Raw genomic sequence first — 26,699 nt, 5'->3', positions numbered from 1 at the left:
CGTTTCACCTTGAAATATAGGAAAGGATATGGTTGTCCCATCCCTTCTCTATATTTCTCGGAATGAAACGCGCTACGCCGCCAAAGGACGGCGACAGCCGTTTCACCTTGAAATATAGGAAAGGATATGGTTGTCCCATCCCTTCTCTATATTTCTCGGAATGAAACGCGCTACGCCGCCAAAGGACGGCGACAGCCGTTTCACCTTGACCCTAGTCTAATGGATATACGGGGTGAACTCAACGTGCAAATCCAGCGGCAGCAAGGAGCTTCCCGCCTTGACCAGAGGGAGGAGCTTCGCTTATAGTGGACAGAGAAGATTAACATATTAATGAGGTGGACTACAAATGTCTCAAAAGATTTACGTTGGAATCGATGTTGGCGGAACGGCAATTAAGGTCGGATTGTGCAACGAGAACGGGGATTTGCTTCATACCTATGAAGGTCCCACAGAAACGAATAAAGGTACGGATGCTATCCTTGAAAATATTGCTGCTTATGCGCGTGCCATCGTCGCTGAATCTTCCTATGAATGGGAGCAGGTTGGCGGCGTAGGCGTTGGAATAGCCGGTTTCTTGGACATTCCGACAGGTTATATTAAGTTCGCGCCGAATTTGAAGATTCGCGACGTAAATTTGAAAGATTATTTGGAAGCCAAGCTTGCAACTAAAGTGCTGGTAAACAATGATGCAAACGTGGCGGCGCTGGGCGAAGCTTGGGCTGGCGCGGGCAAGGGCATCGATCACTGCGTATGCTATACGCTTGGTACAGGCGTTGGCGGCGGTATTATTATCGGCGGCAAAATCGTTGAAGGTTTTGCGGGTATGGCTGGCGAGCTAGGACATATTGCGATTGTGCCGGATCTCGAAGCGATCCAGTGCGGCTGCGGCAAAATGGGCTGCCTGGAAACCGTATCTTCCGCAACGGGCATTATCCGTATGGCGAAGGATGCCGTTGAGCGCGGCGACCGTACGACGCTTGCTCAAGTGACAGATATTATGGCGAAGGACGTTATCGATGCAGCGAAAGCTGGAGATGAAGTGGCTATACGCATTGTAAGCCGTGCTGCGTATTATTTGGGACGCTCGATGGCGCTCATGGCAGTCGTGCTGAATCCACAATGCTTCATTATTGGCGGCGGCGTATCCAAAGCCGGCGATTTTCTGTTCGATCAAATTCGCGAAGTATTCGAGAAGTATACACAGAAAGAAGCGCAGGATGGCGTGAAAATCATCCCTGCTACGCTAGGCAACAATGCAGGTGTCGTTGGCGCGGCTGGATTGATTTTGCGCTCGTAGCGATAAACATAGGATAACTGGGACATTTTCCCCGCTTGTGAGGAGGAGAAGAAGATGGAGACGGCAGCAGCACTAGCGAAGCTTGTTATTATTACAGGGATGTCAGGTGCGGGCAAAACGATTGCTGTACAAAGTCTGGAGGATCTTGGCTTCTTCTGCGTCGATAATTTGCCCCCGGTGCTTATCCCAAAGTTTGCTGAGCTGATTGAGCAATCAAACGGGAAGATCGGCAAGGTTGCATTGGTTATTGACTTGCGCGGCAGGGAGTTTTTTACAGCTTTAGCGGAGTCTTTAAGTTATATTAAAGACCATTCTACCATAAGCTGTGAGATACTGTTCCTGGATGCGACGGATGGCGTGCTTGTTCAACGTTATAAGGAAAGCCGCCGCCGCCACCCGCTTGTGCCCGATGGCTTGCCGCTGGACGGCATCAAGCTGGAACGCAGAATGCTGGAGGACCTGAAGGGGTCTGCTTCGCTGGTTATTGATACGAGCAGCATCAAGCCCGCACAGCTGAAAGAGCGAATTATTTCCAAGTTCACGAACCTGGAGCAAAATAGCTTATCAGTCAATGTCATTTCTTTCGGCTTTAAATATGGTATTCCGATTGATGCGGATTTAATTTATGATGTGCGTTTTTTGCCTAATCCTCATTATATTGAGCATCTGCGCCCAAATACCGGCCAGACGCCAGAGGTTTATGAATATGTGATGAAATGGCCGGAAACGCAGGCGTTTCTGGCTAAGCTGGTTGACATGCTCCAGTTTCTTCTTCCGCTTTATCATAAGGAAGGGAAGAGCCAAGTCGTTATCGGCATTGGCTGCACCGGAGGAAAACATCGCTCGGTGGCGATTTCGGAATACTTGGGCCGTGTGCTGGGAAGCAGTGATACGGAACGGGTACGCGTCAGCCATCGCGATTCCGACCGCGACAAGCATTAACGGAGGGAACGTATGCAGAACAGGCACAAAATAGGAGCGCCTCCCAAGATCGTGGTCATTGGCGGAGGCACAGGATTATCCGTTATGCTGCGCGGGCTTAAGGAAAAGCCTATGGATATTACAGCCATCGTCACGGTTGCTGATGATGGGGGCAGCTCCGGCGTGCTGCGCAATGAGCTGCAAATTCCGCCTCCAGGCGATGTTCGCAATGTGCTGATGGCACTTGCCGACACCGAGCCGCTGCTCGCAGAGGTGCTGCAATACCGATTTAATTCAGGTACAGGACTTGCGGGGCATAGCCTTGGCAATTTAATGCTGGCTGCTATGGCAGACATCACAGGCGATTTTGTGACGGGCGTACGCGAGCTGAGCAGGGTACTGGCGGTACGCGGACGGGTTTTGCCTGCCGCAGCCCAGGCCATTGTGCTTAAGGCGGAAATGGCCGATGGCTCGATCGTCATTGGCGAGTCGATGATTCCAAAGGCGGGTCAAGCGATTAAACGTGTATTCATTGATACGGAGAATGCGCACGCGCTGCCGGAAGCGGTCAAAGCGATTGAGCAAGCAGATGCCATCTTAATTGGGCCGGGAAGCTTGTACACGAGTATTATGCCGAATTTGATTGTTCCGATGCTGGCTCAAGCGATTACGGAATCTTGCGCCGTCAAGCTGTTTGTATGCAATGTGATGACGCAGCCGGGTGAGACGGACAATTATACGGTATCGGATCATATGAATGCGATTGAGGCCCATATCGGCCTGCAATTATTCGATTATGTCATTGTGAACAATGGTGAAATTTCACCGCAAGTGGAAGCCAAATACGCAGAGATGGGCGCGAAGCCCGTCGCTATTGATTTGGAAGCTATTCGCAGCAAGGGCTGCGAGGTTATTGCGGATCGTTTTGTTTTATTCCAGACGTTTCTAAGGCATGATGCCGAGCGTCTAAGCCATCATATTTATAAGCTAGTGGAAAACTGGATGATTAGAAAGAGGTGACAAACCATGTCGTTTGCGGCACAAACAAAAAAGGAACTTACGCTTATTGAAGCGGATTCCTGCTGTGAGCTTGCAGAGCTTTCCGCGCTCATTCGGATGAATGGTTCTGTCAGCTTATCCAGCCGCAAAGTCATTTTGGACATCTCAACAGAAAATGCTGCAATAGCCCGTCGTATTTATTCTCTGGTCAAAAGGCACTTTGAGGTACACACCGAGCTGTTGGTTCGGAAAAAAATGCGGCTGAAAAAGAACAATGTGTATATCGTACGTATTCCAACAATGGTACAATCTATATTAAGCAAGCTTCATATCGTATCTGAGGGTTTCGTATTCAACTCCGGAATTGATAAGACGATGATTAAGAAGTCTTGCTGCAAACGATCATATTTGCGTGGTGCTTTCCTTGCTGGAGGTTCAGTGAATAACCCTGAGGGTTCTTCGTACCATTTGGAAATCTCTTCGATGTATGAGGAGTATTGCGGCTCATTAGTGGAGCTAGCCAATAAGTTCGAGCTGAATGCACGCTGCATCGAGCGGAAGAAAGGCTTTATTTTTTACATTAAGGAAGGCGAGAAAATTATTGAGCTGCTGAACATTATTGGCGCTCATCAGGCGCTGTTTAAATTCGAGGATGTGCGAATTATGCGCGATATGCGCAATTCCGTCAATCGAATCGTCAATTGCGAGACAGCGAACCTGAACAAGACCATCGGCGCGTCCGTGCGGCAGATTGATAATATTAAACTGCTGGACCGCGAGCTAGGCCTTGAAAATTTGCCGGATAAGCTCAAGGAAGTCGCTGAAATTCGCCTGCAGCATCCCGATCTGAACTTGAAGGAAGTTGGAGAACTGCTCAAAGGGTCAGTGAGCAAATCAGGCGTAAACCACAGGCTTCGCAAAATTGATGAACTTGCTGAAAAAATACGCAACGGCTAAACTTTTAACTTCATGTTTCCGATGGTATAATGATACAATGAGTTTAAAATTATCGGCATAATTAAGGATTGAATAAGATATAGGGGGTATGGTTTCCATGACAAGGCTTCCGGTTGTCGTTCGACTAAAAACAGGTCTTCATGCAAGACCTGCAGCATTATTCGTACAAGAAGCTAATAAATTTTCATCTGAAGTATTCGTCGAGAAAGACGACAAGAAAGTGAATGCCAAATCGATTATGGGAATTATGAGCTTGGCAATCAGTTCGGGCACTGAAGTTTTCATAAGTGCGGAAGGTTCGGACGCAGAACAGGCTGTAAACGCTTTAGCTGCATTGGTAAGCAAGGAAGAGCTCGAGAACCAATAAGAAGCCTTATGCAGCAGGGACTCGTCTGCTCATAACCATATCTTTTGGCCATGCCGCCTTTTGGATCAGAGTGATCCAGGGCGGTTTTTTTTGAAATATAAGCATATTGTAAAAGAGTGCATAACAAAACAAACCCGGTTCGCCTGAACCGGGTTTGTTTTGTTATGCACCCATATGAATGATGGATGATTTAGATTTTCTCAATAACCTTATCAACCAGACCATACGCGCAAGCTTCTTGGGCGCTCATGAAATAGTCGCGATCGGTATCCTTCTCAACGCGCTCAAGCGGTTGGCCTGTGCGCTCGGACAGGATTCCGTTAAGGTGGTCGCGCATTTTGATAATGCGGCGAGCACGGATTTCGATGTCGCTCGCTTGGCCTTCAGCGCCGCCCAGCGGCTGGTGAATCATAACCTCGCTGTTCGGAAGCGCGTAACGCTTGCCTTTGGCGCCTGCTGCAAGCAGGAAAGCGCCCATCGATGCTGCCATACCTACACAAATGGTGGATACGTCAGGCTTGATGTATTGCATCGTATCATAGATTGCCATACCCGAGGTGATCGAACCGCCAGGGCTGTTAATGTAAAGGGAGATGTCTTTCTCAGGGTCATCTGCTGTCAGAAACAGCATCTGTGCGATGATGGAGTTGGCTACAACGTCATTGACGCCCGAGCCCAAGAAGATAATACGATCCTTCAATAACCGGGAATAGATGTCGTAGGAGCGCTCTCCGCGATTAGTTTGCTCAATAACCATAGGGACGAAATTCATATCCTGTAAACCTCCTCCGAAAAATAACAAGATTGATATTGCCGTAACATCATAATAGCGGATGAAACGTTAAAAGTCAAAGATAGTCAGACAAATCAGATTTTTCTCGGACGCATGCCGTTTCATAGCTAAAAAACGAAATAAAAAAACCACCCTTTCATCAGGGTGGCCACATAATAGGCTTCATAAACGCCTACTGCTCGCTGCAAATCGTTATCGGTTAATCAGAACGCGCCCGCTAGGAATCGAACCTAGATCTCAGGCTCCGGAGGCCTACGTCATATCCATTGGACCACGGGCGCATGTATAAAAGTAACAGCAAGATTTAGTATAGGTTAAATACGAATAGAAATCAAGCCAGCTATCAAAAATAAATTTGATAAAATCGTGTCGGTAAACGGTTTCATACGAAATTGTTGACTTGAAATGTTAGATCAAGTTCGGTAAAATAGAGGTGGGACTTAAAACGAAAGCATGGGACGTTTCGTGTCCACCGTAATGCATGAGTATCAGTTTCGCTTAACTTAGTACGGGTGGAGTGAATAATTAGAAGATGCGCCAGATGATTGAATTGCAGCAGCAGCTTCTGCCAGATTTGCTCGACGTGATGAGGAAGCGCTACAGGATACTGCACCAGGTTATGCTCTCTGATCTAATCGGCCGCAGAACGCTTGCGACAACGTTGGGTATGACGGAGAGGGTGCTGCGAGCAGAAACGGACTTTCTAAAGTCACAGGGCTTGCTTGAAATTCATGCCTCCGGCATGAGGATCAGTGAACCCGGCAAAGAACTGCTGGAACAGTTTGAGCCTTTTGTGCAGACGATTTTCGGCTTGTCGGAGCTTGAGGAGAAGATCAGAAGTTATTTTGGGCTGAGCCAGGTTGTTGTTGTGGCCGGCGATTCTGATGTATCCGCGCAGACGAAGCGGGAACTCGGCAGAGCAGGAGGACAGGTACTGCGCAAAGCGATGGAGCAAGGCGACGTCATTGCCGTTACAGGCGGTACGACGACTGCTCAGGTGGCAAATCAGCTTTCGGCCGTGGCGCCGCTTAAAACCAATTGGTTCGTGCCTGCAAGAGGCGGACTAGGCGAAAGCGTCGATTATCAGGCGAATACGATTGCTTCCACCATGGCGAAGCGGACAGGTGCCAATTATCGGCTGCTTCACGTTCCTGATCATCTTGGAGAGGAAGCTTATGCTCCCATTATGCAGGAACCGAATATCCAGGACATTATAGAAGTGATCCGCAGGGCGCGTATTGTCGTGCACGGCATCGGAGACGCTATGGTGATGGCTCGGCGCAGGAAGCTTGATGAGGCGACGATGCAGGGTATTGAAGCGGAGGGGGCACTTGCGGAAGCCTACGGTTTTTATTTTGATCGCAGCGGGCAAGTGGTTCACAAGATGCCGACGGTAGGACTACGGCTCGAGGATATTGTTAAGACTGAAGTTGTTATTGGAGTAGCCGGAGGCAAAAGCAAAGGCGAAGCGATCGCAGCAGTTATGCGCTTTGGACACAATGATGTTTTAGTTACTGATGAGGCTGCCGCATTAGAAATCATTTCGATTATTGAAGGCTCAGCTCCATAAAAATATAAGAATTTATAAGTTGCAGCTTATAAATAGGACTTATATTTCTCCGACAAAGCTCTTCGCTCGTCCTAGAAGGACGATGAAGTCGTTTTTGCTTGAAATAGTAAGAAAGTATAAGTTTCACGCTTATACTCCGCTTATATTTCTCGGACTGAAACGCGCCGCGCCACCAAAGGATGGCAACAGCCGTTTCACCTTGGCAAGTGATCTTGATGCTTCGCGCCGTGCGAGACAATGGCACCCGGCATGCGAAATGTCTTGAAATATATTTTTTATCCCAAAACACTCTAGGAGGAAACAACAATGGTTAAAGTAGGTATTAACGGATTTGGTCGTATTGGTCGTAACGTATTCCGCGCAGCTCTGAACAACGCTGATGTAGAAATCGTAGCAGTAAACGATTTGACAGACACAGCTACACTGGCTCACCTTTTGAAATATGATACAACTCACGGTACTCTTGATGCTACAGTTGAAGCTAAAGAAGGCGCGATCGTAGTTAACGGCCGCGAAATCAAAGTTTTCGCTGAGCGCAACCCTGAAAACCTGGCTTGGGCTTCTGTAGGCGCTGAAATCGTTGTTGAATCCACTGGTATTTTCACAGCTAAAGAAAAAGCTGAGCTTCACCTTAAAGGCGGCGCTAAAAAAGTTATCATCTCCGCTCCTGCTACTAACGAAGATATCACTGTCGTTATCGGCGTTAACGAAGATAAATACGATGCAGCTGCTCACACAATCATCTCCAACGCTTCTTGCACAACGAACTGTCTTGCTCCGTTTGCAAAAGTATTGAACGATAAATTCGGCATCGTTAAAGGCATGATGACAACGATCCACTCGTACACAAATGACCAATCCGTTCTGGATGTACCGCACAAAGACCTTCGTCGTGCTCGTGCAGCTGCTGAGAACATCATTCCTTCATCCACTGGCGCTGCTAAAGCAGTATCGCTTGTACTTCCTGAGCTGAAAGGCAAACTGAACGGTATGGCTATGCGTGTTCCTACACCTAACGTTTCCGTAACTGACCTGGTAGCTGAGCTGAAAGTTAACGTAACAGTTGAAGAAGTTAATGCTGCTCTGAAAGAAGCTTCCGAAGGCGCACTTAAAGGCATCTTGAACTACAACGAGCTTCCGCTTGTTTCCAGCGACTACAACCATGACCCAGCTTCCTCCACAATCGATGGCTTGTCGACTATGGTTGTTGAAGGTAACATGGTAAAAGTTATTTCTTGGTACGACAACGAGTGGGGCTACTCGAACCGCGTAGTTGATCTCGCTGCTTATATCGCAAGCAAAGGTCTGTAAGAACAAGGGAAATATCCCCCACAATTACATGGAACGCTTTACGTCCCAGGCCGGTCTTGCACCGGCTGCGGGATACGCTTAATCCGCGGCGCTCCCGGGGCATCGTATGCGATTCAAGCGAAACCTTAACAGGGGGCGCGATTTTGTCTTCACGACGAAGCGCGGCTTCAGGTTCGCGAGCCTTCTGGCCGCGAGCCAAGAGGGAGCGTTCCTTCTTTTGATAAAGAGGGAACGCTTCTTTTTGTTTGAATATAGATGATGACAAGCTTTGCACGCTAATATCAGGAGGTTACATTCATGGCTAAAAAAAGTGTTCGTGACGTAGAAGTAGCAGGCAAACGGGTATTCGTACGCGTCGATTTCAATGTACCGCTCGAAGATGGTAAAATTACCGATGACAAGCGTATCCGTGAGACGCTTCCTACGATTAACTTCTTGATCGAAAAAGGCGCGAAAGTTATTTTGGCAAGCCACTTGGGCCGCCCGAACGGTGAAGTTGTAGAAGAGCTTCGCCACACTGCATCGGCAGCGCGTCTGTCTGAGCTGCTTGGCAAACCGGTAGTAAAAGCAGATGAGTCGATCGGTGAAAATGTTAAAGCGCAAATCGCGGCTTTGAATGATGGCGATGTATTGCTGCTTGAAAACGTTCGTTTCCATGCGGGCGAAGAGAAAAATGATGCTGAGCTGGCGAAAGCTTTCGCTGAGCTTGCTGATCTTTACGTAAATGACGCTTTCGGCGCTGCACACCGTGCACACGCTTCGACTGAAGGCATTGCGCATCACCTGCCGGCTGTTTCCGGTCTATTGATGGAGAGAGAGCTTGATGTTCTTGGCAAAGCGCTGAACAACCCTGAGCGTCCTTTCACAGCTATCGTAGGCGGTTCGAAGGTTAAGGATAAAATTGACGTTATCAACAAAATGATTGAAATTGCTGACAACATCATTATCGGTGGCGGCTTGTCCTACACGTTCTTCAAAGCACAAGGCCATGAAATCGGCAAATCGCTGGTTGATAATTCGAAGCTTGATCTGGCGCTTGAGTTCATTGAAAAAGCTAAAAAGCTCGGCAAAAACTTCCTCATTCCAGTTGATATCGTTGTCGCTGATGATTTCAGCAAAAACGCCAACACGCAAATCGTTGAAGTTGACGGCATTCCAGCTGAGTGGGAAGGCATCGACATCGGTCCTAAGACGCGTGAAATCTACGCTGAAGCGATCAAAAACTCCAAGCTGGTTGTTTGGAACGGACCTATGGGCGTATTCGAAATCGAGCCTTTCTCCCATGGTACACAAGCAGTAGCGAAAGCATGTGCAGAAACAGCTGGCTACACCGTTATCGGTGGCGGCGATTCAGCTGCAGCGGCTGAGAAATTCGGTCTTGCTGACAAAATGGACCACATTTCTACTGGCGGCGGCGCTTCCCTGGAATTCATGGAAGGCAAAGTATTGCCGGGCGTTGAAGCACTTAACGATAAATAAGCAACCCATACAGTACAGGAGGGTATATATATGAGCAGAAAACCAATTATTGCAGGCAACTGGAAAATGTTCAAAACGGTTTCTGAAGCAGCTTCCTTCTTCGCAGATGTGAAAGGCAAAGCAGAGGTTGATGGCGTAGAGAGCGTTATCTGCGCGCCATTCACAGCACTTCCTTCCCTTGTTGAAGCAGCTAAAGGAACGACTATCGCGATTGGCGCACAAAATCTTCATTTCGAAGACAATGGCGCATTCACTGGTGAAATCAGCGGCGTGATGCTGAAAGATCTGGGCGTGAAATATGTTATTATCGGCCACTCCGAGCGTCGTGCTTATTTTGCTGAGACTGACGAAATCGTTGGCAAAAAAGTACATGCAGCATTCAAGCATGATCTGACTCCTATCGTATGTGTAGGCGAGAAGCTTGAAGAGCGCGAAGCTGGCGAAACCAAAAATGTGTGCAACGTGCAAACGGTAGCGGCATTCCAAGGCTTGTCCGCAGCTCAAGCAGCTGAAGTAGTCGTTGCTTATGAGCCTATCTGGGCGATTGGCACAGGCAAATCTTCGACTTCTGAAGATGCACAGGACGTTATCGGTTATATCCGCAGCGTAATTGCAGGTCTTTATGACGATGCAACAGCAGCAGCGGTTCGTATCCAATACGGCGGCAGCGTTAAACCTAACAATGTTGCTGAATATATGGGTCAGCAAGATATCGACGGCGCGCTTGTAGGCGGAGCTAGCCTTGAGCCTGCTTCCTATATCGCACTGATCGAGGGGGCCAAGTAAGATGGCTGCTCCAGTTGCATTAATTATTCTTGACGGCTTTGGTCTGCGCGATGACGTTACAGGCAATGCAGTTGCCCAAGCGAAAAAGCCTAACTACGACCGTTACTGGTCGACTTACCCTCATACGCAGCTGACAGCGAGCGGTGAAGCGGTAGGCTTGCCAGATGGACAAATGGGCAACTCCGAGGTTGGACACTTGAACATCGGAGCAGGCCGCATCGTCTATCAGGATTTGACTCGCATCAGCAAGTCGATCCGTGACGGCGAGTTTTTCGACAATGAAACACTGCTTGGCGCTGTGCGCCATGCAAAAGCAAATAGCAAGAAGCTTCACTTATACGGCCTGCTATCCGATGGCGGCGTACACAGCCACATTGCGCATTTGTTTGCTCTGCTTGACCTGGCAAAAAAGGAAGGCCTGGAAGATGTCTATATCCATGCATTCCTTGATGGCCGCGACGTTGCCCCGGATAGCGCAAAAGGCTACATGGAGCAGCTAATCGCGAAGATCGAAGAGGTTGGCGTAGGTAAAATTGCTACGGTACAAGGACGTTATTATGCGATGGATCGCGACAAACGCTGGGAGCGGGTAGAGAAGTCATACCGCGCTATGGTGTATGGCGAAGGTCCGCATTATACGGACCCTCTTAAGGCGATAGTTGAATCGTACGAGAAATCCGTTTATGATGAGTTTGTTATGCCAACGGTTATCGTAGGTGAGGATGGTAAACCGGTAGGTCTCGTAGAGTCGGAGGATGCGGTTATTTTCTTCAACTTCCGTCCAGACCGTGCGATTCAACTGGGACAAGTGTTTACGAACGCAGATTTCCGCGGTTTTGAACGTGGGGAGCATGCTCCGAAAAATTTGTATTTCGTATGCTTGACGCTATTCAGCGAAACGATTGACGGTTTTGTGGCCTATTCGCCGAAAAACCTCGATAATACGCTTGGTGAAGTGCTTGTGCAAAACGGCAAGAAGCAGCTTCGCATTGCGGAAACTGAGAAGTATCCGCATGTTACGTTCTTCTTTAGCGGCGGTCGTGATCATGAACTTCCGGGCGAGACTCGCGTTTTGATCAATTCGCCTAAAGTAGCAACGTATGATCTTCAGCCGGAAATGAGCGCTTATGAGGTGGCAGCAGCTGCGGTCAGCGAGATTGAAGCAGACAAGCATGATGCAATTATCTTGAATTTTGCCAATCCGGATATGGTGGGTCACTCCGGCATGCTGGAGCCGACAATCAAAGCGGTAGAAGCAACGGATGCATGCTTGGGTCAAGTCGTTGAGGCGGTGCTTGCTAAAGGCGGCGTATGTATTATTACAGCTGACCATGGTAATGCCGATATGGTATTTGATGCAAACGGACGTCCGTTCACGGCGCACACAACCAACCCAGTGCCTTGCATTGTGACGGTTGCTGGAGCAACGCTGCGTGAAGGCGGAATTTTGGCAGACCTTGCACCTACGGTGCTTGATCTGATGCAGCTTTCCAAGCCGGCAGAGATGACGGGCATTTCCCTGATTCAGAAGTAACAACAATCATCAAACTAAGAGGAGTGTTCAAACATGTCTATTATCGTTGACGTATATGCACGCGAAGTATTGGATTCCCGCGGTAATCCAACAGTAGAAGTAGAAGTATCCCTAGAATCCGGTGGCCAAGGCCGCGCTATCGTTCCATCCGGCGCATCCACTGGCGCATACGAAGCTGTTGAGCTTCGTGATGGCGACAAAGGCCGTTACCTTGGTAAAGGCGTAGAAAAAGCAGTAGATAACGTTAACACGATTATCGCTCCTGAAATCATTGGTCTGGACGCTCTTGATCAAGTAGCTATCGACCGCAAAATGATCGAGCTTGACGGTACGCCGAACAAAGCTAAGCTGGGCGCTAATGCGATTCTTGCTGTATCGATGGCTGTAGCTCGCGCTGCTGCTGATGCACTGAACGTATCCCTGTACACTTACCTGGGCGGATTCAACGCTAAAGTTTTGCCAGTTCCAATGATGAACATCATCAATGGCGGCGAGCACGCGGACAACAACATCGACGTACAAGAGTTCATGGTTCTGCCAGTTGGCGCTCCAACATTTAAAGAAGCTCTTCGTATCGGCGCTGAAATTTTCCACAGCCTGAAATCGGTTCTGAAAAACAAAGGCCTGAACACAGCTGTAGGCGACGAAGGCGGCTTTGCTCCTAACCTTGGTTCGAACGAAGAAGCAATCACTACAATCATCTCCGCTATCGAGAGCGCAGGCTACAAGCCAGGCGTTGATGTATTCCTTGGTATGGACGTAGCTTCGACTGAATTCTTCAAAGATGGCAAATACCACCTGGAAGGCGAAGGAAAATCCTTCACGCCTGCTGAATTCGTTGATCTGCTTGCTTCATGGGTTGATAAATACCCAATCATCACAATCGAAGACGGCTGCTCCGAAGACGATTGGGATGGCTGGAAATTGCTTACTGAAAAATTGGGCGGCAAAGTTCAACTTGTTGGTGACGATCTGTTCGTTACAAACACTGAGCGTCTGTCTGATGGTATTGAAAAAGGCGTGGGCAACTCGATCCTGGTTAAAGTTAACCAAATCGGTTCCCTTACTGAAACTTTCGATGCAATTGAAATGGCGAAACGCGCTGGTTACACAGCGGTTATCTCCCACCGTTCCGGCGAAAGCGAAGACAGCACAATCGCTGACATCGCAGTTGCAACAAACGCTGGTCAAATCAAAACAGGTGCTCCATCCCGTACGGACCGCGTAGCGAAGTACAACCAATTGCTTCGTATCGAAGACCAACTTGGTGCTACAGCTCAATACGCTGGTAAATCCGCATTCTACAACCTTAAAAACTTCAAATAAGCCTAAACCAATGACTACTTGCTCATGGTGATCAGCCAGTACTCTGATTCTGACCTTTTCAAGGTGAGCAAGTATCAATGCAAATAAGCTTTATTGTACTTAAAAACCCCTGCCCACAAATATTGTGGAGCAGGGGTTTTTGGTATGTAAAAGGGTGAAAGGCTGCTGAAAAGGCAAGCGGAGTAAAAGGGTTGGGGTGGAGAAGCGCAGCGTTCGCATTTGTCTTTGGAAATCTACCGCTAAAGCAGTTATTGTTCAGCGATTTCCAAGGGCAACAGCGATCGAACCCCAACCCTTTTACGCAGCGCAGATCCTTTTCAGCAGCCTTCCACCTATCGCTGCGCCGTTTTGCGTCCAACAGCCAACTCCACACGATGCACAACAATGTAGACAACCAGCAAGCCAATAGCAAGCAATAACGAACCTTCCGAATACTGCTGAAACAGCCGAACCGACCAGCCATTATCCCCTATAATCCAATAAGCAATAAAATTAGAAACCGCAATACCGTCCTCAAATGTGGGAACCAGACTGTACAAATAATTTTGTGAAAGACCTATTGCAGCTATGAGCGTAAGGATGACGGAAATGAAGACACCTTTGGAGTAAATGTATAAGGCACCCGCTTTTTTGAGAACAATCATGGTTAGGATAATCCCGGCTAAACAAATGATAATAAACATAGCAGTATCCCCCTCTGCATAAGTAATGTGCGAATCCAAACACGTTTTTTGAAATATAGGAAAGGATATGATTTCGCCATCCTTTCTCTATATTTCCCGGACTGAAACGCGCTGTGCCGCCAGAGGACGGCGACAGCCGTTTCACCTTGGTTACCTCTAATGACGAGCCTGTTTTATAAATGGTTGCTGGATTTGAGCAGAAAAGGAGGTGTTATTTTATGGAAAAACAAGTGCTAAGCCTGCAAATGTACTCATTGCGGGATATTACAGAAAGCGATCTATTGGGATCGCTGGACAAGGTAGCTGAGATCGGCTATAAGGCGGTCGAATTCGGGGGTTATTTTCACGCACCGGCAAGAAGGCTGAAAGAACGTTTGGATTCACTGGGGCTTGTGGCTCCGTCCGCCCATGTTCCGCTTAATTTTGAAAATTCGAAAAAAATCCCTTCAGATTTCGAGAAGCAGGTTGAATATGCGAATGAGCTGGGGCTCAAATATATGGTCGTGCCATGGGTTCCTGTGCCAGAAGTGCCGAAAATGGACGATATAAAATATTTGGCAGAGATTTTGGAGCGATGTGCTTGGCAAACGAAGCAGCAGGGCATTAAGCTATGCCTGCATAACCACGATGCGGATTGGAAAAAGGTTGAAGGCAAGCCGCTATATGTCCACCTGCTGGAGCTTGTGCCCGAAGACCTAATGGAAGCAGAGCTGGATTTAGGCTGGATTTACATGGCGGGTTATGATCCTGCTGAATACGTGAGGTATTATTCGGATCGGCTGCCGCTTGTCCATTTTAAAGATTTTCAGGTGGGGCGCAAGGATACGGAGCTTGGGAGAGGGGATGTGGGCTACTCCGAGCTGTATGAGGTGGTTAAGCAATCGGGAGTAAAATATATCATTATCGAGCAGCAGCAGTTTACGGAAACGTCGCTGAAAAGCGCAGAGATGAGCTTTCATTTTATGCAAAGGCTTATTCAAGGTCCGCAGCCAGCAAAAGGGTAGCCGTTAACAGGAAATGTAAGGGTTAAACAGCAAAGTATTGTTTTCAGCAAATCGCTGTGATACAATCATTTTATATGTTTTAATGGAGCTCCTATGCTGGAGGTGGATTGAATGGATATAGCTTTGAAAATACTACTGGTTATTTTTTCGGTTGGCCTAATTGCTGTCGTATTGCTGCAAAAAGGTAAAAGCGCGGGATTGTCCGGAGCCATCAGTGGTGGCGCTGAGCATTTGTTCGGCAAACAGAAAGCGCGTGGTTTGGACTTGTTCCTGCAGCGTTTGACGATTGCACTGGCTGTTGGATTTTTCGTCCTGTCGCTCGTTGTTGCTTACGTCGTACAACAGTAATATTCTGTCTTGCATGCGAAAAGTGGGGGAGTTTCCTCCACTTTTTTTGTTGTTTCGCGGATGCGATTGGGTAATTTCGTGTATACTAAATGATATATAATAATCTATCAACCGGTTGCAAGTGCTGATAGAATGGCCTCCGGTATATGAGGTGACGAGGAAACTAATGATACAAGAGCAGGAATTGCTTGATTTTATGCGGGAGACCGCTTATAAACCGATGACTTATCAGGAGCTGGAGCAGCATTTCGGCGTGATGGAGGCTGTTGATTTTAAAGCTTTTTTGCAGCTGCTTACCCAACTGGAGGATAGCGGTAAAATCCTTCGTACGAGCAATGACCGTTACGGCGTTCCGGAACGGATGAATTTGCTGCGCGGAAAATTGCAGGTCCATGCGAAAGGCTTTGCGTTCTTGCTTCCTGATGACAAAGAGCATCCTGACATTTACATTCATGCCAATGATCAGCTCAGCGCGATGAATGGCGACATTGTTCTTGCGCGTGTGACGTCCAAGAGCCAAGCGGGTGGCCGTTTGGAGGGCGAGGTTGTCCGTATTGTGCAGAGAGCGGTTACACAGGTAGTCGGCACTTTTGAAAGCCATGAAGTGTATGCCTTTGTTGTACCGGATGACAAGCGAATTAACCGTGATATTTTCATCGCCAAAAATGAATTTAAAGGTGCCGTATCCGGACAAAAGGTTGTCGTGCGCATCGTAACCTATCCGGAAGGCCGTTCAGCGGCGCAAGGGGAAATTATTGAAATTCTCGGTCATAAGGATGATCCGGGCATTGATATTTTGTCGATTATTCGCAAGCATCAGCTGCCGGAAGGCTTTCCGGAAGAGGTAGATGCAGAAGCGGAAGCAGCGCCAGATTCCATAACGGAGGAAGAAATTATTCAGCAGGGACGTCGTGACCTGAGGGATGAGGTCATCGTGACGATTGATGGCGAGGATGCCAAGGATCTCGATGATGCCGTACATGTGAAGGTGCTGGATAACGGCAATTATTTGTTGGGCGTCCATATTGCGGATGTGGGCTATTATGTGCGTGAAAACTCCGAGCTGGATCAGGAAGCTTTCCGCAGAGGCTGCAGCGTTTATTTGGTTGACCGCGTTATTCCAATGCTGCCGCATCGCTTGTCGAACGGCATTTGCTCGCTCAATCCACAGGTGGATCGGCTGACGTTATCCTGCGAGATGGAGTTTGATGCCAAAACGCTGAAACGCGTGCGCCATGATGTGTTTACGAGTGTTATTCGTACGAAGGAGCGCATGACGTATACGAATGTGCGCAAGCTGCTCACTGCAAACGAAGAGGAGCCGCAGACCGAGCTTAAGGAGCGCTACGCCGATTTGTTGGATATGTTCACGCTCATGGAGCAGCTGGCGATGAAGCTTCGCAAGCAGCGGATGAAGCGGGGCGCGATTGATTTTGATTTTCAGGAATCCAAAGTTATCGTCGATGAGCAGGGCAAGGCTGTCGATATTGTGAAAAGGGATCGTTCCGTCGCAGAGCAGATCATTGAGGAATTTATGCTTGTGGCGAACGAGACGGTTGCCGAGCATTTCCACTGGCTGCGTGTTCCTTTCCTATATCGAATTCATGAAGATCCGGATCAGGAGAAGCTGATGCATTTCATGCAGTTTGCCGCGAACTTCGGTTATGTTGTGAAGGGCAAAGGCAACTCGGTTCATCCGCGTGCACTGCAAATGCTGCTGGAGGAAATTAAAGGCGCGAAGGAAGAAACGGTTATTTCCACTGTGATGCTTCGCTCGATGAAGCAGGCGAAATATGATGCGCAAAGCTTGGGACATTTCGGGCTGGCTGCGGAATTTTATTCGCATTTCACTTCGCCTATTCGCAGGTATCCGGATTTGGTGATCCACCGCGTCATTCGTGAGGTGCTGGAAGGCGGCGGAGCGCTCAGCGAGAAGCGCAATGAGGCGCTGACTGCCCGCATGCCGGATATTGCGCAGCATTCGTCTGAGCGCGAGCGGGTAGCTGCTGATGCTGAGCGTGACACCGAGCAGATGAAAAAATGCGAATTCATGCTGGATAAAATCGGCGAGGAATTCGATGGCATCATCAGCAGTGTTACGAGCTTTGGGATGTTTGTCGAGCTGGATAATACAGTGGAGGGGCTTATTCGTCTGAGCGATCTGACGGATGATTATTACCACTTCCAAGAGCAGCATATGGTGCTCATCGGCGAACGTACCTCCAAGGTATACCGAATTGGCGATGAGGTGAAAATCCGCATTGGCAATGTGAATATGAATGACCATACGATTGATTTTGAAATGGTCGATATGAAGCCTCGCGGCGGTTTTAAAGGCATCGCTGATGCCGGGTTCGGCGCTTCGCGCGGCGGGCGCGGGCGCAGCGGCGGCTTTAACAAAGGCGGACGCAGCAGCGGTGGCGGTGCGGGCACCGGCACTAGTGCGAAGGGCGATAGTACCGGTGCTGGCGGCAAAGGCGCAAATGGCGGCTACGGTGGCTTTAAAGGCAAGGGCGGCAAAAGCGCCAAAGCGGGCAATGGAGCGCAAGGCTCTGGAGCAGGCAACGGAGTGAGAGGCGCTAGAGCGGGGAATGAAGGGCAAGGCAGAGCAGGAAAAAGTGGAAGAGCAGCGAACAGCGGCAGAGCGAGAGATGGCGGCCAGCAAAGCAGCGCTCAAGCCGGAAATGGGCAGAATCCGTGGCAGCGGCGCGATGTTGAAGGCGCCGGGCCGGGGTTGTCGGACGCGCTAAGTCGTCCGGCAGGAGAGAGCCAGCGCCAGGATGGCGGCGCTGGTGAGGAGCAGCTGTGGTGGAACTCAGCTGCTCAGGCCGGCGGAGCCGGCCAAGGCGCGAAGCGCCAGCGCAAGGGCGCTGGGCGCGGAGCTGCGCCAGGCGCAAGCGGCGGCGGGAACGCGCCGCGCCGCGGGCGCAAGGGCGACGCTGGCGGCAGCTTTGCGCCGGCGGAGCAGACGCAGCGGATCGTGCGGGCGGAGCCGCAGGATCGAGGCGAAGGGCGCGGCGGCGAAGGCGCGCCGCGCACGGATATGTGGGGGCTGCCGATTAGAGGAGGCAGCCGTCGCAGCGATGGCGGCGAGCGAAGCGACGGAGCTGGCCGTGGCTTTGAAGGCGGCAAGCGTCGCCAGGCGGCGCAGCCAGGCTCAGCGCCAAGCGGCGCGAATCCTAGTGGGCAGGCTTCCCCAGACGCTGCTGGAGCAGGCGGAGACGCGGCTAAGAGGAAGCGCAAGAAGAAAAACGGAGGCGGCAATTCAACGGCTGCTTTTGTTAGAAAAAAACGTAAATAAAACAAAATAGTTGTAAAGTCCCTTGCATCGGCGCTGCCCCTCATACAGAGGGACAGCAGCGCTGGTACAGCGGGCCAAGCTTTAGAAATTATTTAAGCTTGTCGCTTGCTTTTTGAATATGGGTATAGTACACTCAAAGCAATTGATGATATGGACCTGAATTCACATATTGAAAAGGGTGTCATTACAGTCATGGACCTTTTTCAATGTGTGAATTTTTTGTTTCTCAAAACGAAACAGGCGCATATTAATTTTATTTTTGGAGGTTTTACAAATGCAACAAGGTACAGTTAAATGGTTTAACGCTGAGAAAGGCTTTGGCTTCATCGAAGTTGAAGGCGGCAACGATGTATTCGTACATTTCAGCGCAATCACTGGCGAAGGCTTCAAAACGCTGGAAGAAGGACAACGCGTAGAATTTAACGTTGTTCAAGGCAACCGCGGACCACAAGCTGAAAACGTAGTAAAACTGTAGTAGTTTAATCAACTGCGAAATTTAGCCGCTTTCGACCGTAAGGTCGGAGCGGCTTTTTATGGTTTTGACGATCAAACCATATTTTACAATATGGCAGCTGCTTTCTTGCTTTCATTTTCAAAAATTGCTACAATATATATCTAGCGGCTTTTTCAAGTTTCTGGAGCTAATTATGATGTCGAGGTGATAAGAATGGGCAAGAAAAACGACGGCAAGCAGCTTGCACAAAATAAAAAAGCTTCCCATGATTATTTCATCGAAGACACGTATGAGGCGGGAATGGTGCTAATGGGGACGGAAATTAAATCGCTCCGCAACGGACGAGCCAATATAAGCGACGCATTTGCGACGATACGTAACGGCGAAATTTTCATCCACAATTTGCATATCAGTCCTTTCGAGCAGGGGAATCGTCACAATCCAACGGATCCGACACGTGCCCGCAAGCTGCTGCTTCATAAAGTTCAGATTCACAAGCTGCTCGGCCAATCCAAGCAGGAAGGCTACTCCATTGTGCCGCTCAAGATTTATGTGCGCAATGGCTATGCGAAGCTTCTTATTGGGTTAGGTAAAGGTAAGAAGCAGTTCGATAAACGCGATTCCGCGGCAAAACGCGATGCCCAGCGTGATATTCAGCGGGTGCTGCGCGAGAAGCAGAAGATTATACGTTAAGCGCGAGATTGTGCGAGTAAGCGCAAGTCAGAACGTCTGTATATTTTCAAGGAAAGCGTGTTGAATTTTACTAGCAGTTCCAATAACATTTTAGGGATTGTTCCTTGAATCGTGTTATACTAAGCAAGTAGCAAAGCAATATCTTAAGCTAAATGGTGATCAGGTTGAGCTTCTTTCGGAGCCGGCAGTGATACGTCATTTATGCCAACTCGGGGGCGTTCTTGGATTCGACGGGGATAGGACGAGCGCGGGTTGCGGGTAGTGGGGACGCGTCCACTTTATCAACGCTAAAGCCTATTAAATGGCAAACAACAAACAAACTACGCTTTCGCAGCCTAAGAAACTGTGAGCGTGCTCCTACCTAGCATCGCCCATGTGACTAGACTAGGGGCTAACAAGTAGTGGGATACGCTGTCTCATCTCCGCCTGGGGTGAGCTGAAGAAGACAATCAGGCTGACCTTGGAAGAAGCTGGTTACGAGGCGTCCTCCTGGGTGACATCAAATTCGTGACTACACCCGTAGATGCCTGTGTGGCGTGATCTTCGGACAGGGGTTCGACTCCCCTCGCCTCCACCATGTAAATCCACAACCGCATGAGGTTGTGGTTTTTGCTTTTCCTCCATCTCTAATTTCAAAATAAGCTCTACATGCTCCTTATAAACAATCACCTTCTCTACATAACTATCGACGAACTTCTTGATTTCGGGCAGATCCCGGTTGGCTACGTGATCCTTGAACTTGGATAGCAGTTGCCGCAGAACATCTTCTGTGACGGCTACGTTTTTCTTTCTCGCACCGTGTTCGACGATGTGCTGCTCCAGTTTCAGTTTTTTCGCTTCGAGTTCATCCAGCTTGCCTAGCAGGGCAGCGTTGGAGACGCCGCTGGCGATGGCGGTGACGATGTTGTCGATCTGCTTGCCTGTCTCGCGAAGGTTTTTTTCTAGCCTAGATGCCTCGGCTAGAATAGCTTCGTCCTTTTTGACTTGGTATTCGGAGAGCTGCCGCGCCAGCGTCGGGATGGCGTCATCGTTGAAGATTTTCTTTTGAAGCTCGTTGATGACGTAACTCTCCACGTACTCTCGGCGAAGCTCGGGATTGCGGCAGGCCTTGCACTGATCGCGATTACCGCAGCGGTAGGTGACGTATTTGAGCTTGCTGCGTCCGCTGTACTTTGTGTTACCGATCATAGCGTACTCATAGCCTAGATTTTTGAGGCACTCTCCGCAAACGATTAATCCGCTCAGAAGATAAAGTTCCTTAGCTCTTTGCCTTCCAGGTTTTTGCTTGTTGGCATCCATCTTGGTCTGAACTTGTTGGAACAGATCCTTCGTGATGATCGCGGGCATGCCGCCTTCGATCCGAATCACATCCTCGCTGTCCTTTTTCCGGTGGCTGTTCCGTTTGCCGAGCGCGTCCTTGCCATCCGTCATATTGAAAATGTAGACGCCCGTGTATTTCTCGTTGCGGAGAATGTCGTGCAAGACGTTCTTGGCGATTGGCCTGCCGTAGCGGGAACGGTATCCTTTCTCTTGCAGCGCGGCGACAATCTTGTTGTAACCGAAGCCGTCATGGAACATAGAAAAGATTGTTTCGACGATGCCCCGTTCGTGTTCATTAATGATGTATTTTTTCGTAACCGGATCGACTGCGTAGCCGATTGGCGGGAGGCCACCAGTATGCTTGCATTGATGTGCCGTTTCCTTCATTCCTTTCATAACTTCCCTTGCTAAGTTTTTACTATAGTATTCGGCCATACCCTCTAACAAAGATTCTAAAATGACGCTCTCCGGCGAGCCGTCCAGGTTTTCGGTGACACTCAGAAGCTTAACACCGTTCGCTTTCAGCTTGCGCTTGTACTTTGCACTATCGTATTTATCACGACTGAAGCGATCGAGCTTATGGACAATGACGGCATCGAAGAGCTTCCTTTCGCTGTCGGCGATCATCTGTTGGAACTGGGGTCTACGGTCGGAAGTCGCCGTTTTAGCACGGTCGGCGTAGACATTCGTGAGAGTGTACCCATTCTTTTTGCAATAGTCCTCGATAGCGCGGACTTGCGCGTCGATAGACTCGTCTCGTTGATTGTCACTGGAGTACCGTGAATATGCGACTACTGTTCTAATGGTCATGGTTGTTTCCCCTCTCAATTTTATGGAAGGCCCCCTGCTGAGGGCAGAGAGCCTTGTTCGGGTTACTAAATGGCGCGGGAGCGGCGCTCGATAGCGTCGAGCGCTTCGACGGCAGGTTGAAAATACTGCTCCGGCGTTTCGCGGACTTGTCCAACAATCTCCCAAGTTGAAGCGTCTGGGTCGTAGTGTGCCTTCTTGAGCTTATCCCGTGAGATACGTGTTCGGTAGTTTGCGATTTTCATTCCGGTTTCCCCCTTGATGTTGAGTTTTCAGTATTCGTCCGGCAGGAGCATCGTGCAATGTGCGCCGTCGTCGATGATCCACACTGTTAGGTTTGAGGCTGGCGTTCCGAAGCTTTTCAGAACGTGCAAACGATTCCGTTTTGGCTGCTCCTGACGGTAACGGATGCACTGGACGGACTTTCCATCGACGCGGGCAGTGAACAGTTCGAACACCTGAAGGTAATCTAGTGGCTTACAATCTTCGAGGTTGTGGTCGAGAATCTGCCAGAGTGCGTTTTGGAGCTGCTCCGTTAGGGCTTCATCTACATCGCGAGTCTTGTATCTGTCATGTTGCGGGAACATTTCACATCAGCCCCCGTTCCTTAATGCTAACGAAATTACCATCACCAAGTATGATATGATCTAAAAGGTCAATGCCGAGCAGGCTACCACTGTCTCTAAGGCGTTCCGTCAGCTCCACATCCTCCGGACTTGGATCGGGCTGCCCGGATGGGTGATTGTGGCAGGCAATGATTGCAGCTGAATTTGCCAAAATTGCCAATTTGAAAGTCTCGCGCGGGTGAACCAAGGAAGCATTCAAAGTGCCGGTAGATACTTTGTGTAGGGCCGTTGGTTCATTCTTCGTGTTCAGACAAAGGATGCAGAAGGATTCCCTGTCGCAGTCGCCAATGAACTGCCGAAACAATTCGGCGGCATCTTTAGGAGATCGAATTACCCGGCCAGGGTAGAGAATGGAAGTTGATTCACGGACCATTCGAAGGCCTATTACTTGAACGCGCTTAGCGGGCTGATTTGACTCTGATGTTTTAGTATTCATAGATGACCGCCGCCTTCCACAAACCCGTGCAACCACTTCTCTACATACTCGGTCTGCGTGCCTGCCACAGAGAAAAGGAAGGTGAAAGATTCGTTGTCTTCCATCAGGCAGATTTTGATCAACACAGAGTCGCCAAGAAAAATTCGTTCAGCGTAATCAACGCTGCAAAACCACACTTCCAATTGGCAATCAGTTAGGTGCTCCTCTGGCATTAGAACGAACAGCTTGTAACCGTGATTCGACAACCGGAATGACGCGCTCTCTTGATCGAGCGATTGGCGAAGTTGGTTGAAAATTTTATCGATAAGGCTGACGGCGGATTCGTGAAGAATGTCTATTAGCTTTCTTACATCAATTAGATCTTGTAGTCCATTAATTTGAAGCATCTTTGCTCTCGCCTCCATGATTAATTTCCATATCATGGTTATATTAAATGAACGAAAAGTGGACAAAGACGTTTTTTCATAAAAAGTAAATTATCCAAACTGGGGGCTTAGGAATTTGCCGCCCCTTCGCTGCCCCTCCAGCGTGCCGACGGAATCCCTTGCGACCCGAGGTGCTTCGCGTCGAGCCCCCGCTGCCCCCGTTTTTTTCGGGGGAGAGAGGCGTTTTTTTATTGTCAGGGGGGATTCATTTTTCTTTTTTCTTTTTCTTTATTGGGGGCAATGGGGGCGTCAGACCCGGAAGTCCTTGTCCCGCATGGGCTTTGCCACGCCCCCGAGCCTTCTGTTTCCTGGGGCATGGCCCCCGTTTTGGGGGCGAAGAAATTTACGGTTCCCCCAAAAGGTCAAGCTCGTCACAATCATCGGTCCCCGAGCGCAGTTCTTTTCGAGCTTTGTTTTTAGTCTCTTTCTCAACTTTTTCGTGCAGCGCGTCTCTTTTCACCCAGAGCAGCCTTGGGCGCTCGCTTTTGATGGTTTTTTTCGCGAGCGTGTGCCGTCTTTCTCTACCGTTCTTCTGTTTGGAGACTTCGGGGCGACTCAGACCTGTGTCAGCCAGTTCCTTCCACAGCGTCTCAGATGAGACGGGAAACTGCTCTCCTCGTTTGGACAGGAATTGGCTCAATTCGTTGTAGATCAGTTCAGGCAGGAAGTAGTAGTAATTGTCATCATGCCATCCGACATGAGTACTACCCTTCGGAACAGTCTCCGGAATAGGTTCCCGGTTGACACTATTGCAGTGAATACTTTTATTAGCCAGCAATTGGGAGACGATCGTTACGAATCGAGTGGATGGTTTAACTTCCGCTACCTTGTCTCCTTGCTCGCTAGCCGCATTTAGAAACACACGCCAAGCTTTTTCGAGTAGTTGAACTTTCTGATCTGGTGTTATTGCCCCGACGCTTTCGGCGTACTCCAGTCCGGAGAGAAGACCAATGTACAGCAAAGCTGACGCGTCTACCAGTCTTCCGTGAACGCCAAGGCTTGCCGCTTCGTTTCTTTTCTCAAAGAAGAGGTCCTTCAGTCGGCTGCTGAGAGGCGCATTCATGGCTTGTCCGACCCATTCCAAGTAGCCTGACATCGCTTCACTTAGCTTACCGGCTTCTCGCTGCGCCTTCGTCAGTTTGTCGAGGTCGACGTCGTCCTTTAGAAGCTCGGAAGAAACTAATCGGGCCGCGCTGGAGCCGCCACTCACCATGTCTTCGGCAGTGGCTAATCCCGTGCCGCGCGGAATGAAGTCTTTTCGGAGTGATGTATCCTGTCTCATTCGACCCCGCGCAATTCTGTCGCCGTAGCCCCTCAACATCTTCTGAGCGACTTGTTCCATGTCTCTCTTATCTTTTGGTGAGGCTGTGGGGTGGAAGTCGTCGATCAGAAGGAGCGAGTCTTTTGTGTCAAACACACGCTTCTCAACCGAATTGGCGGTGTCTTTGAAACTTGCGGGCGGGTGTTGCAGAAGGTCTCCAAAATGACTGAGGAACAGCATCGCCAGCGATGTTTTGCGAGTGCCGGTGTGTCCACTGAGCCAGACCAGAAATTTCGGCTCCAATTGCATCTGTCGCAGCATTTCGCATAGCGGTGTGAGGTACACCAGACTCCAAAGCACGAGGGTTACTCGAAGCGGAGCCACACCCAACAGATTGAGACTCGATTTCATTGCTTCCTTAGGATTAACGGGGAAACTCGGAAGCACGTAGCTTTTCAGTCGCTCATCCAGTTCCACCTTTATGTTGGAGAGGCCCAAAGCGCCTCCGGCATGAAGGTACCTCCAAATCCCGTCGATTTTAACCCAGCCAAGATGGGCGAAGATTCGCTCACTCGGTGCTCCCGCCGCCGTCGATTGAATGGCGTGCCGAACGGTGTCTTTAATCTGATTTCCCGGCAGGATATTCGGCTCCGGCCCCCACATGGATACCCATTTCATGCTTTCAAAATCATTGGCGAGAACTTGAATGGCAGGCAACTTTCTCTCGGGTGAAATGATTGCGCCATCGATTTCGTACAAGGTAGTTCGCTCGGCTCCGTCATCTCTCGTAATGGTTTTGGTGATTCGGGCCACAAAGTTTGCGAGCGGGAAGTGATCCGATGAGCCATCTTTATTGACCCTTACTTGACAGAGATTGCTGTTGTTTAGGCTGTATCTTTTCGAGAGCAGTTTTGTGAAAGAGGCGAGCGTCATTCGTTTTGCGGAAGCCGTTCTAGCGGCACTGCTCAGGAGAAGCGCGGCAGGGGAATTCGAAATTTCCCCTGTTCGCTGACTTTTTCGAACAGATCCGTGGCAGTGTGCTATTTGTTCGGCGTCGCAGCCGAACGTCGAGCATCTGGTCTGGCCGTAGGTAGCGCTGTCTCCCCCACTCTCCATCTGCCGAATTCGTTTCTCGCTGTGGCCGTCGTGCTTTTTGCTCATTTGAGAAAAGGTGAAAGCAGTGCTCGGGTATCCGGCACGAACTAGCATTGATGTAATTTCGTGCCAGCGTTCCTCGGAACACCCGCCTGCTACCTGTTCAGTAACAGCTTCCCGGACCACATGGCATCTGTCCGCGAGTTTTCGCAAGTCAGAATCGGGCATTTCTTTGAAATCTTCTGACGAAGTCCCGGTTACTTTGCTCGAACGCATTTTTTTCAGAATCTCAGCAGGAAGCTCTGCCAACGGAATGTCTCCTGGGCCTCTGCCTGGAAGCCAAAGGTACTGTCCGCCGTTCTGGTGTCGTGAAGGCGGAATGACTGTCATTTGGCCGTCCGCCAGCAGAGCCAGTTCTTCATGGTCAGCATGGGGGTTGGTATCCGCGAGCTTTTGCAAAGGAGGTCCCTTCGCTACGCTGAACAGCAACCGTGCCCCGCCTCCAGGAGTGGAAAATTCCCAAGTAGGAGGGATGCAGCCGTTAAAAAGTTGCTCTACTTTGTTAAGTCCGTATTCGCCGTCAATGTCGAATCCGATTACGCCGACTCTTCTCCCCAACGTCATGCCAAGGTTCAAGTTGGGACGTTGACTGAACCAATGGTTAAGCACGATTGGATCGTCAGATGCTTTGTCAGGCCACTTAGCGAGTAAAGGGACCTTGCCGGGTTTATCGCAGTCCTCAATGTGCTGCTGGGAAACGCCTTTATGATCGAAAGGGCAAAGGGGTAGATACTTGGGGCCAAGTTTGGCTTTAGCCATTGCCGCCGCCGCTTCTCCCGTTGTCATGCTGTTCAGTGTTTCCGCTAATAGATTTGTGAATGCTATGTTTTCCGCCATGAAAGTTCA

General features: G+C 49.4%; 23 protein-coding genes, 1 tRNA gene, 1 other RNA gene and 1 pseudogene. 17 read left to right on the top strand and 9 right to left on the bottom strand.

What is annotated here, in order from left to right; genetic code table 11:
• Positions 1-346 precede the first annotated feature (346 nt).
• From AC50YG_RS22775 to AC50YG_RS22755, 5 genes are all read left to right on the top strand, one after another.
• Positions 347-1,297 carry an ROK family glucokinase gene (locus AC50YG_RS22775; protein WP_341280498.1) on the top strand — a complete coding sequence of 317 codons (951 nt, stop codon included), beginning with the start codon at positions 347-349 and terminating at the stop codon, positions 1,295-1,297.
• A gap of 54 nt (positions 1,298-1,351) precedes the next feature.
• Positions 1,352-2,239, top strand: a complete 888-nt coding sequence (gene rapZ, locus AC50YG_RS22770; RefSeq protein ID WP_341280499.1) for an RNase adapter RapZ — start codon at positions 1,352-1,354, stop codon at positions 2,237-2,239.
• A gap of 12 nt (positions 2,240-2,251) precedes the next feature.
• Positions 2,252-3,238, top strand: a complete 987-nt coding sequence (locus AC50YG_RS22765) for a gluconeogenesis factor YvcK family protein (protein ID WP_473757049.1) — start codon at positions 2,252-2,254, stop codon at positions 3,236-3,238.
• A gap of 6 nt (positions 3,239-3,244) precedes the next feature.
• A complete protein-coding gene (gene whiA, locus AC50YG_RS22760) occupies positions 3,245-4,174 on the top strand; it encodes a DNA-binding protein WhiA (RefSeq protein WP_341280501.1) in 930 nt (309 codons plus the stop codon).
• 97 nt (positions 4,175-4,271) lie between these two features.
• Positions 4,272-4,541, top strand: a complete 270-nt coding sequence (locus tag AC50YG_RS22755) for an HPr family phosphocarrier protein (RefSeq protein WP_046234108.1) — start codon at positions 4,272-4,274, stop codon at positions 4,539-4,541.
• A 190-nt stretch (positions 4,542-4,731) separates the two neighbouring features.
• Here AC50YG_RS22755 and clpP read toward each other — a convergent pair whose 3' ends face one another.
• Together clpP and AC50YG_RS22745 are read right to left on the bottom strand one after the other, a co-directional pair.
• Positions 4,732-5,313 carry an ATP-dependent Clp endopeptidase proteolytic subunit ClpP gene (gene clpP / locus AC50YG_RS22750; RefSeq protein WP_341280502.1) on the bottom strand — a complete coding sequence of 194 codons (582 nt, stop codon included), beginning with the start codon at positions 5,311-5,313 and terminating at the stop codon, positions 4,732-4,734.
• A 230-nt stretch (positions 5,314-5,543) separates the two neighbouring features.
• Positions 5,544-5,615: transfer RNA gene (locus AC50YG_RS22745), tRNA-Arg, on the bottom strand.
• A gap of 251 nt (positions 5,616-5,866) precedes the next feature.
• On the opposite strand from AC50YG_RS22745, the gene AC50YG_RS22740 reads away from it, so the two are divergent.
• The 6 genes from AC50YG_RS22740 to eno all read left to right on the top strand — a co-directional run bounded on the left by AC50YG_RS22740 (position 5,867) and on the right by eno (position 13,340).
• On the top strand, positions 5,867-6,904 hold the full coding sequence (locus tag AC50YG_RS22740; protein WP_494829860.1) for a sugar-binding transcriptional regulator: 1,038 nt from the start codon (positions 5,867-5,869) through the stop codon (positions 6,902-6,904).
• A 306-nt stretch (positions 6,905-7,210) separates the two neighbouring features.
• Entirely contained in the window at positions 7,211-8,215 is a 1,005-nt protein-coding gene (gene gap, locus AC50YG_RS22735) for a type I glyceraldehyde-3-phosphate dehydrogenase (RefSeq protein ID WP_341280503.1), read from the top strand.
• 297 nt (positions 8,216-8,512) lie between these two features.
• Positions 8,513-9,694: a phosphoglycerate kinase gene (locus AC50YG_RS22730; RefSeq protein WP_494829858.1), complete on the top strand. Its 1,182-nt coding sequence runs from the start codon at positions 8,513-8,515 to the stop codon at positions 9,692-9,694.
• A 30-nt stretch (positions 9,695-9,724) separates the two neighbouring features.
• Positions 9,725-10,480 carry a triose-phosphate isomerase gene (gene tpiA / locus AC50YG_RS22725; RefSeq protein ID WP_341280505.1) on the top strand — a complete coding sequence of 252 codons (756 nt, stop codon included), beginning with the start codon at positions 9,725-9,727 and terminating at the stop codon, positions 10,478-10,480.
• 1 nt (position 10,481) lies between these two features.
• Positions 10,482-12,014: a 2,3-bisphosphoglycerate-independent phosphoglycerate mutase gene (gpmI, locus tag AC50YG_RS22720; RefSeq protein WP_494829856.1), complete on the top strand. Its 1,533-nt coding sequence runs from the start codon at positions 10,482-10,484 to the stop codon at positions 12,012-12,014.
• Positions 12,015-12,047: 33 nt separating this feature from the next.
• Positions 12,048-13,340, top strand: a complete 1,293-nt coding sequence (eno, locus tag AC50YG_RS22715) for a phosphopyruvate hydratase (protein WP_341280507.1) — start codon at positions 12,048-12,050, stop codon at positions 13,338-13,340.
• Positions 13,341-13,672: 332 nt separating this feature from the next.
• On the opposite strand, the gene AC50YG_RS22710 is transcribed toward eno, so the two are convergent.
• Positions 13,673-14,023, bottom strand: a complete 351-nt coding sequence (locus tag AC50YG_RS22710; RefSeq protein ID WP_494829853.1) for a hypothetical protein — start codon at positions 14,021-14,023, stop codon at positions 13,673-13,675.
• Positions 14,024-14,241: 218 nt separating this feature from the next.
• Between AC50YG_RS22710 and AC50YG_RS22705 the strand changes: the two genes are divergently transcribed.
• The 6 genes from AC50YG_RS22705 (at position 14,242) to ssrA (ending at position 20,400) form a co-directional block, all read left to right on the top strand.
• Entirely contained in the window at positions 14,242-15,027 is a 786-nt protein-coding gene (locus tag AC50YG_RS22705; RefSeq protein ID WP_494829851.1) for a sugar phosphate isomerase/epimerase family protein, read from the top strand.
• Between the two features lie 111 nt (positions 15,028-15,138).
• Positions 15,139-15,375, top strand: a complete 237-nt coding sequence (secG, locus tag AC50YG_RS22700) for a preprotein translocase subunit SecG (RefSeq protein WP_046234099.1) — start codon at positions 15,139-15,141, stop codon at positions 15,373-15,375.
• 166 nt (positions 15,376-15,541) lie between these two features.
• Positions 15,542-18,676: a ribonuclease R gene (gene rnr / locus AC50YG_RS22695; protein ID WP_494829849.1), complete on the top strand. Its 3,135-nt coding sequence runs from the start codon at positions 15,542-15,544 to the stop codon at positions 18,674-18,676.
• Positions 18,677-18,950: 274 nt separating this feature from the next.
• On the top strand, positions 18,951-19,151 hold the full coding sequence (locus tag AC50YG_RS22690; protein ID WP_028609190.1) for a cold-shock protein: 201 nt from the start codon (positions 18,951-18,953) through the stop codon (positions 19,149-19,151).
• A 192-nt stretch (positions 19,152-19,343) separates the two neighbouring features.
• Positions 19,344-19,823, top strand: coding sequence for an SsrA-binding protein SmpB (gene smpB / locus AC50YG_RS22685; protein WP_341280511.1), 480 nt, complete (start codon positions 19,344-19,346; stop codon positions 19,821-19,823).
• Positions 19,824-20,034: 211 nt separating this feature from the next.
• Positions 20,035-20,400, top strand: a transfer-messenger RNA (tmRNA) gene (gene ssrA, locus AC50YG_RS22680).
• Between the two features lie 527 nt (positions 20,401-20,927).
• On the opposite strand, the pseudogene AC50YG_RS22675 reads toward ssrA, so the two are convergent.
• The 6 genes and pseudogenes from AC50YG_RS22675 to AC50YG_RS22650 all read right to left on the bottom strand — a co-directional run.
• Positions 20,928-21,953: pseudogene (locus tag AC50YG_RS22675) on the bottom strand (recombinase family protein); the annotation flags it as partial.
• A gap of 65 nt (positions 21,954-22,018) precedes the next feature.
• Positions 22,019-22,195, bottom strand: a complete 177-nt coding sequence (locus tag AC50YG_RS22670; RefSeq protein WP_494829846.1) for a hypothetical protein — start codon at positions 22,193-22,195, stop codon at positions 22,019-22,021.
• A 27-nt stretch (positions 22,196-22,222) separates the two neighbouring features.
• Positions 22,223-22,537, bottom strand: a complete 315-nt coding sequence (locus AC50YG_RS22665; RefSeq protein WP_494829844.1) for a DUF960 family protein — start codon at positions 22,535-22,537, stop codon at positions 22,223-22,225.
• A 1-nt stretch (position 22,538) separates the two neighbouring features.
• Positions 22,539-23,012: a JAB domain-containing protein gene (locus AC50YG_RS22660; protein WP_494829842.1), complete on the bottom strand. Its 474-nt coding sequence runs from the start codon at positions 23,010-23,012 to the stop codon at positions 22,539-22,541.
• On the bottom strand, positions 23,009-23,398 hold the full coding sequence (locus AC50YG_RS22655) for a hypothetical protein (RefSeq protein ID WP_494829840.1): 390 nt from the start codon (positions 23,396-23,398) through the stop codon (positions 23,009-23,011). The genes AC50YG_RS22660 and AC50YG_RS22655 overlap by 4 nt, the downstream gene beginning before the upstream one ends.
• Positions 23,399-23,780: 382 nt before the next feature.
• Positions 23,781-26,690, bottom strand: coding sequence for a bifunctional DNA primase/polymerase (locus AC50YG_RS22650; protein ID WP_494829838.1), 2,910 nt, complete (start codon positions 26,688-26,690; stop codon positions 23,781-23,783).
• Positions 26,691-26,699: the final 9 nt, after the last annotated feature.

The sequence above is a fragment of the Paenibacillus sp. J31R34 genome, assembly GCF_059383715.1.
Note: the sequence above shows the minus strand (reverse complement) of the source record. Positions and strands in the feature narration are given on the sequence as shown.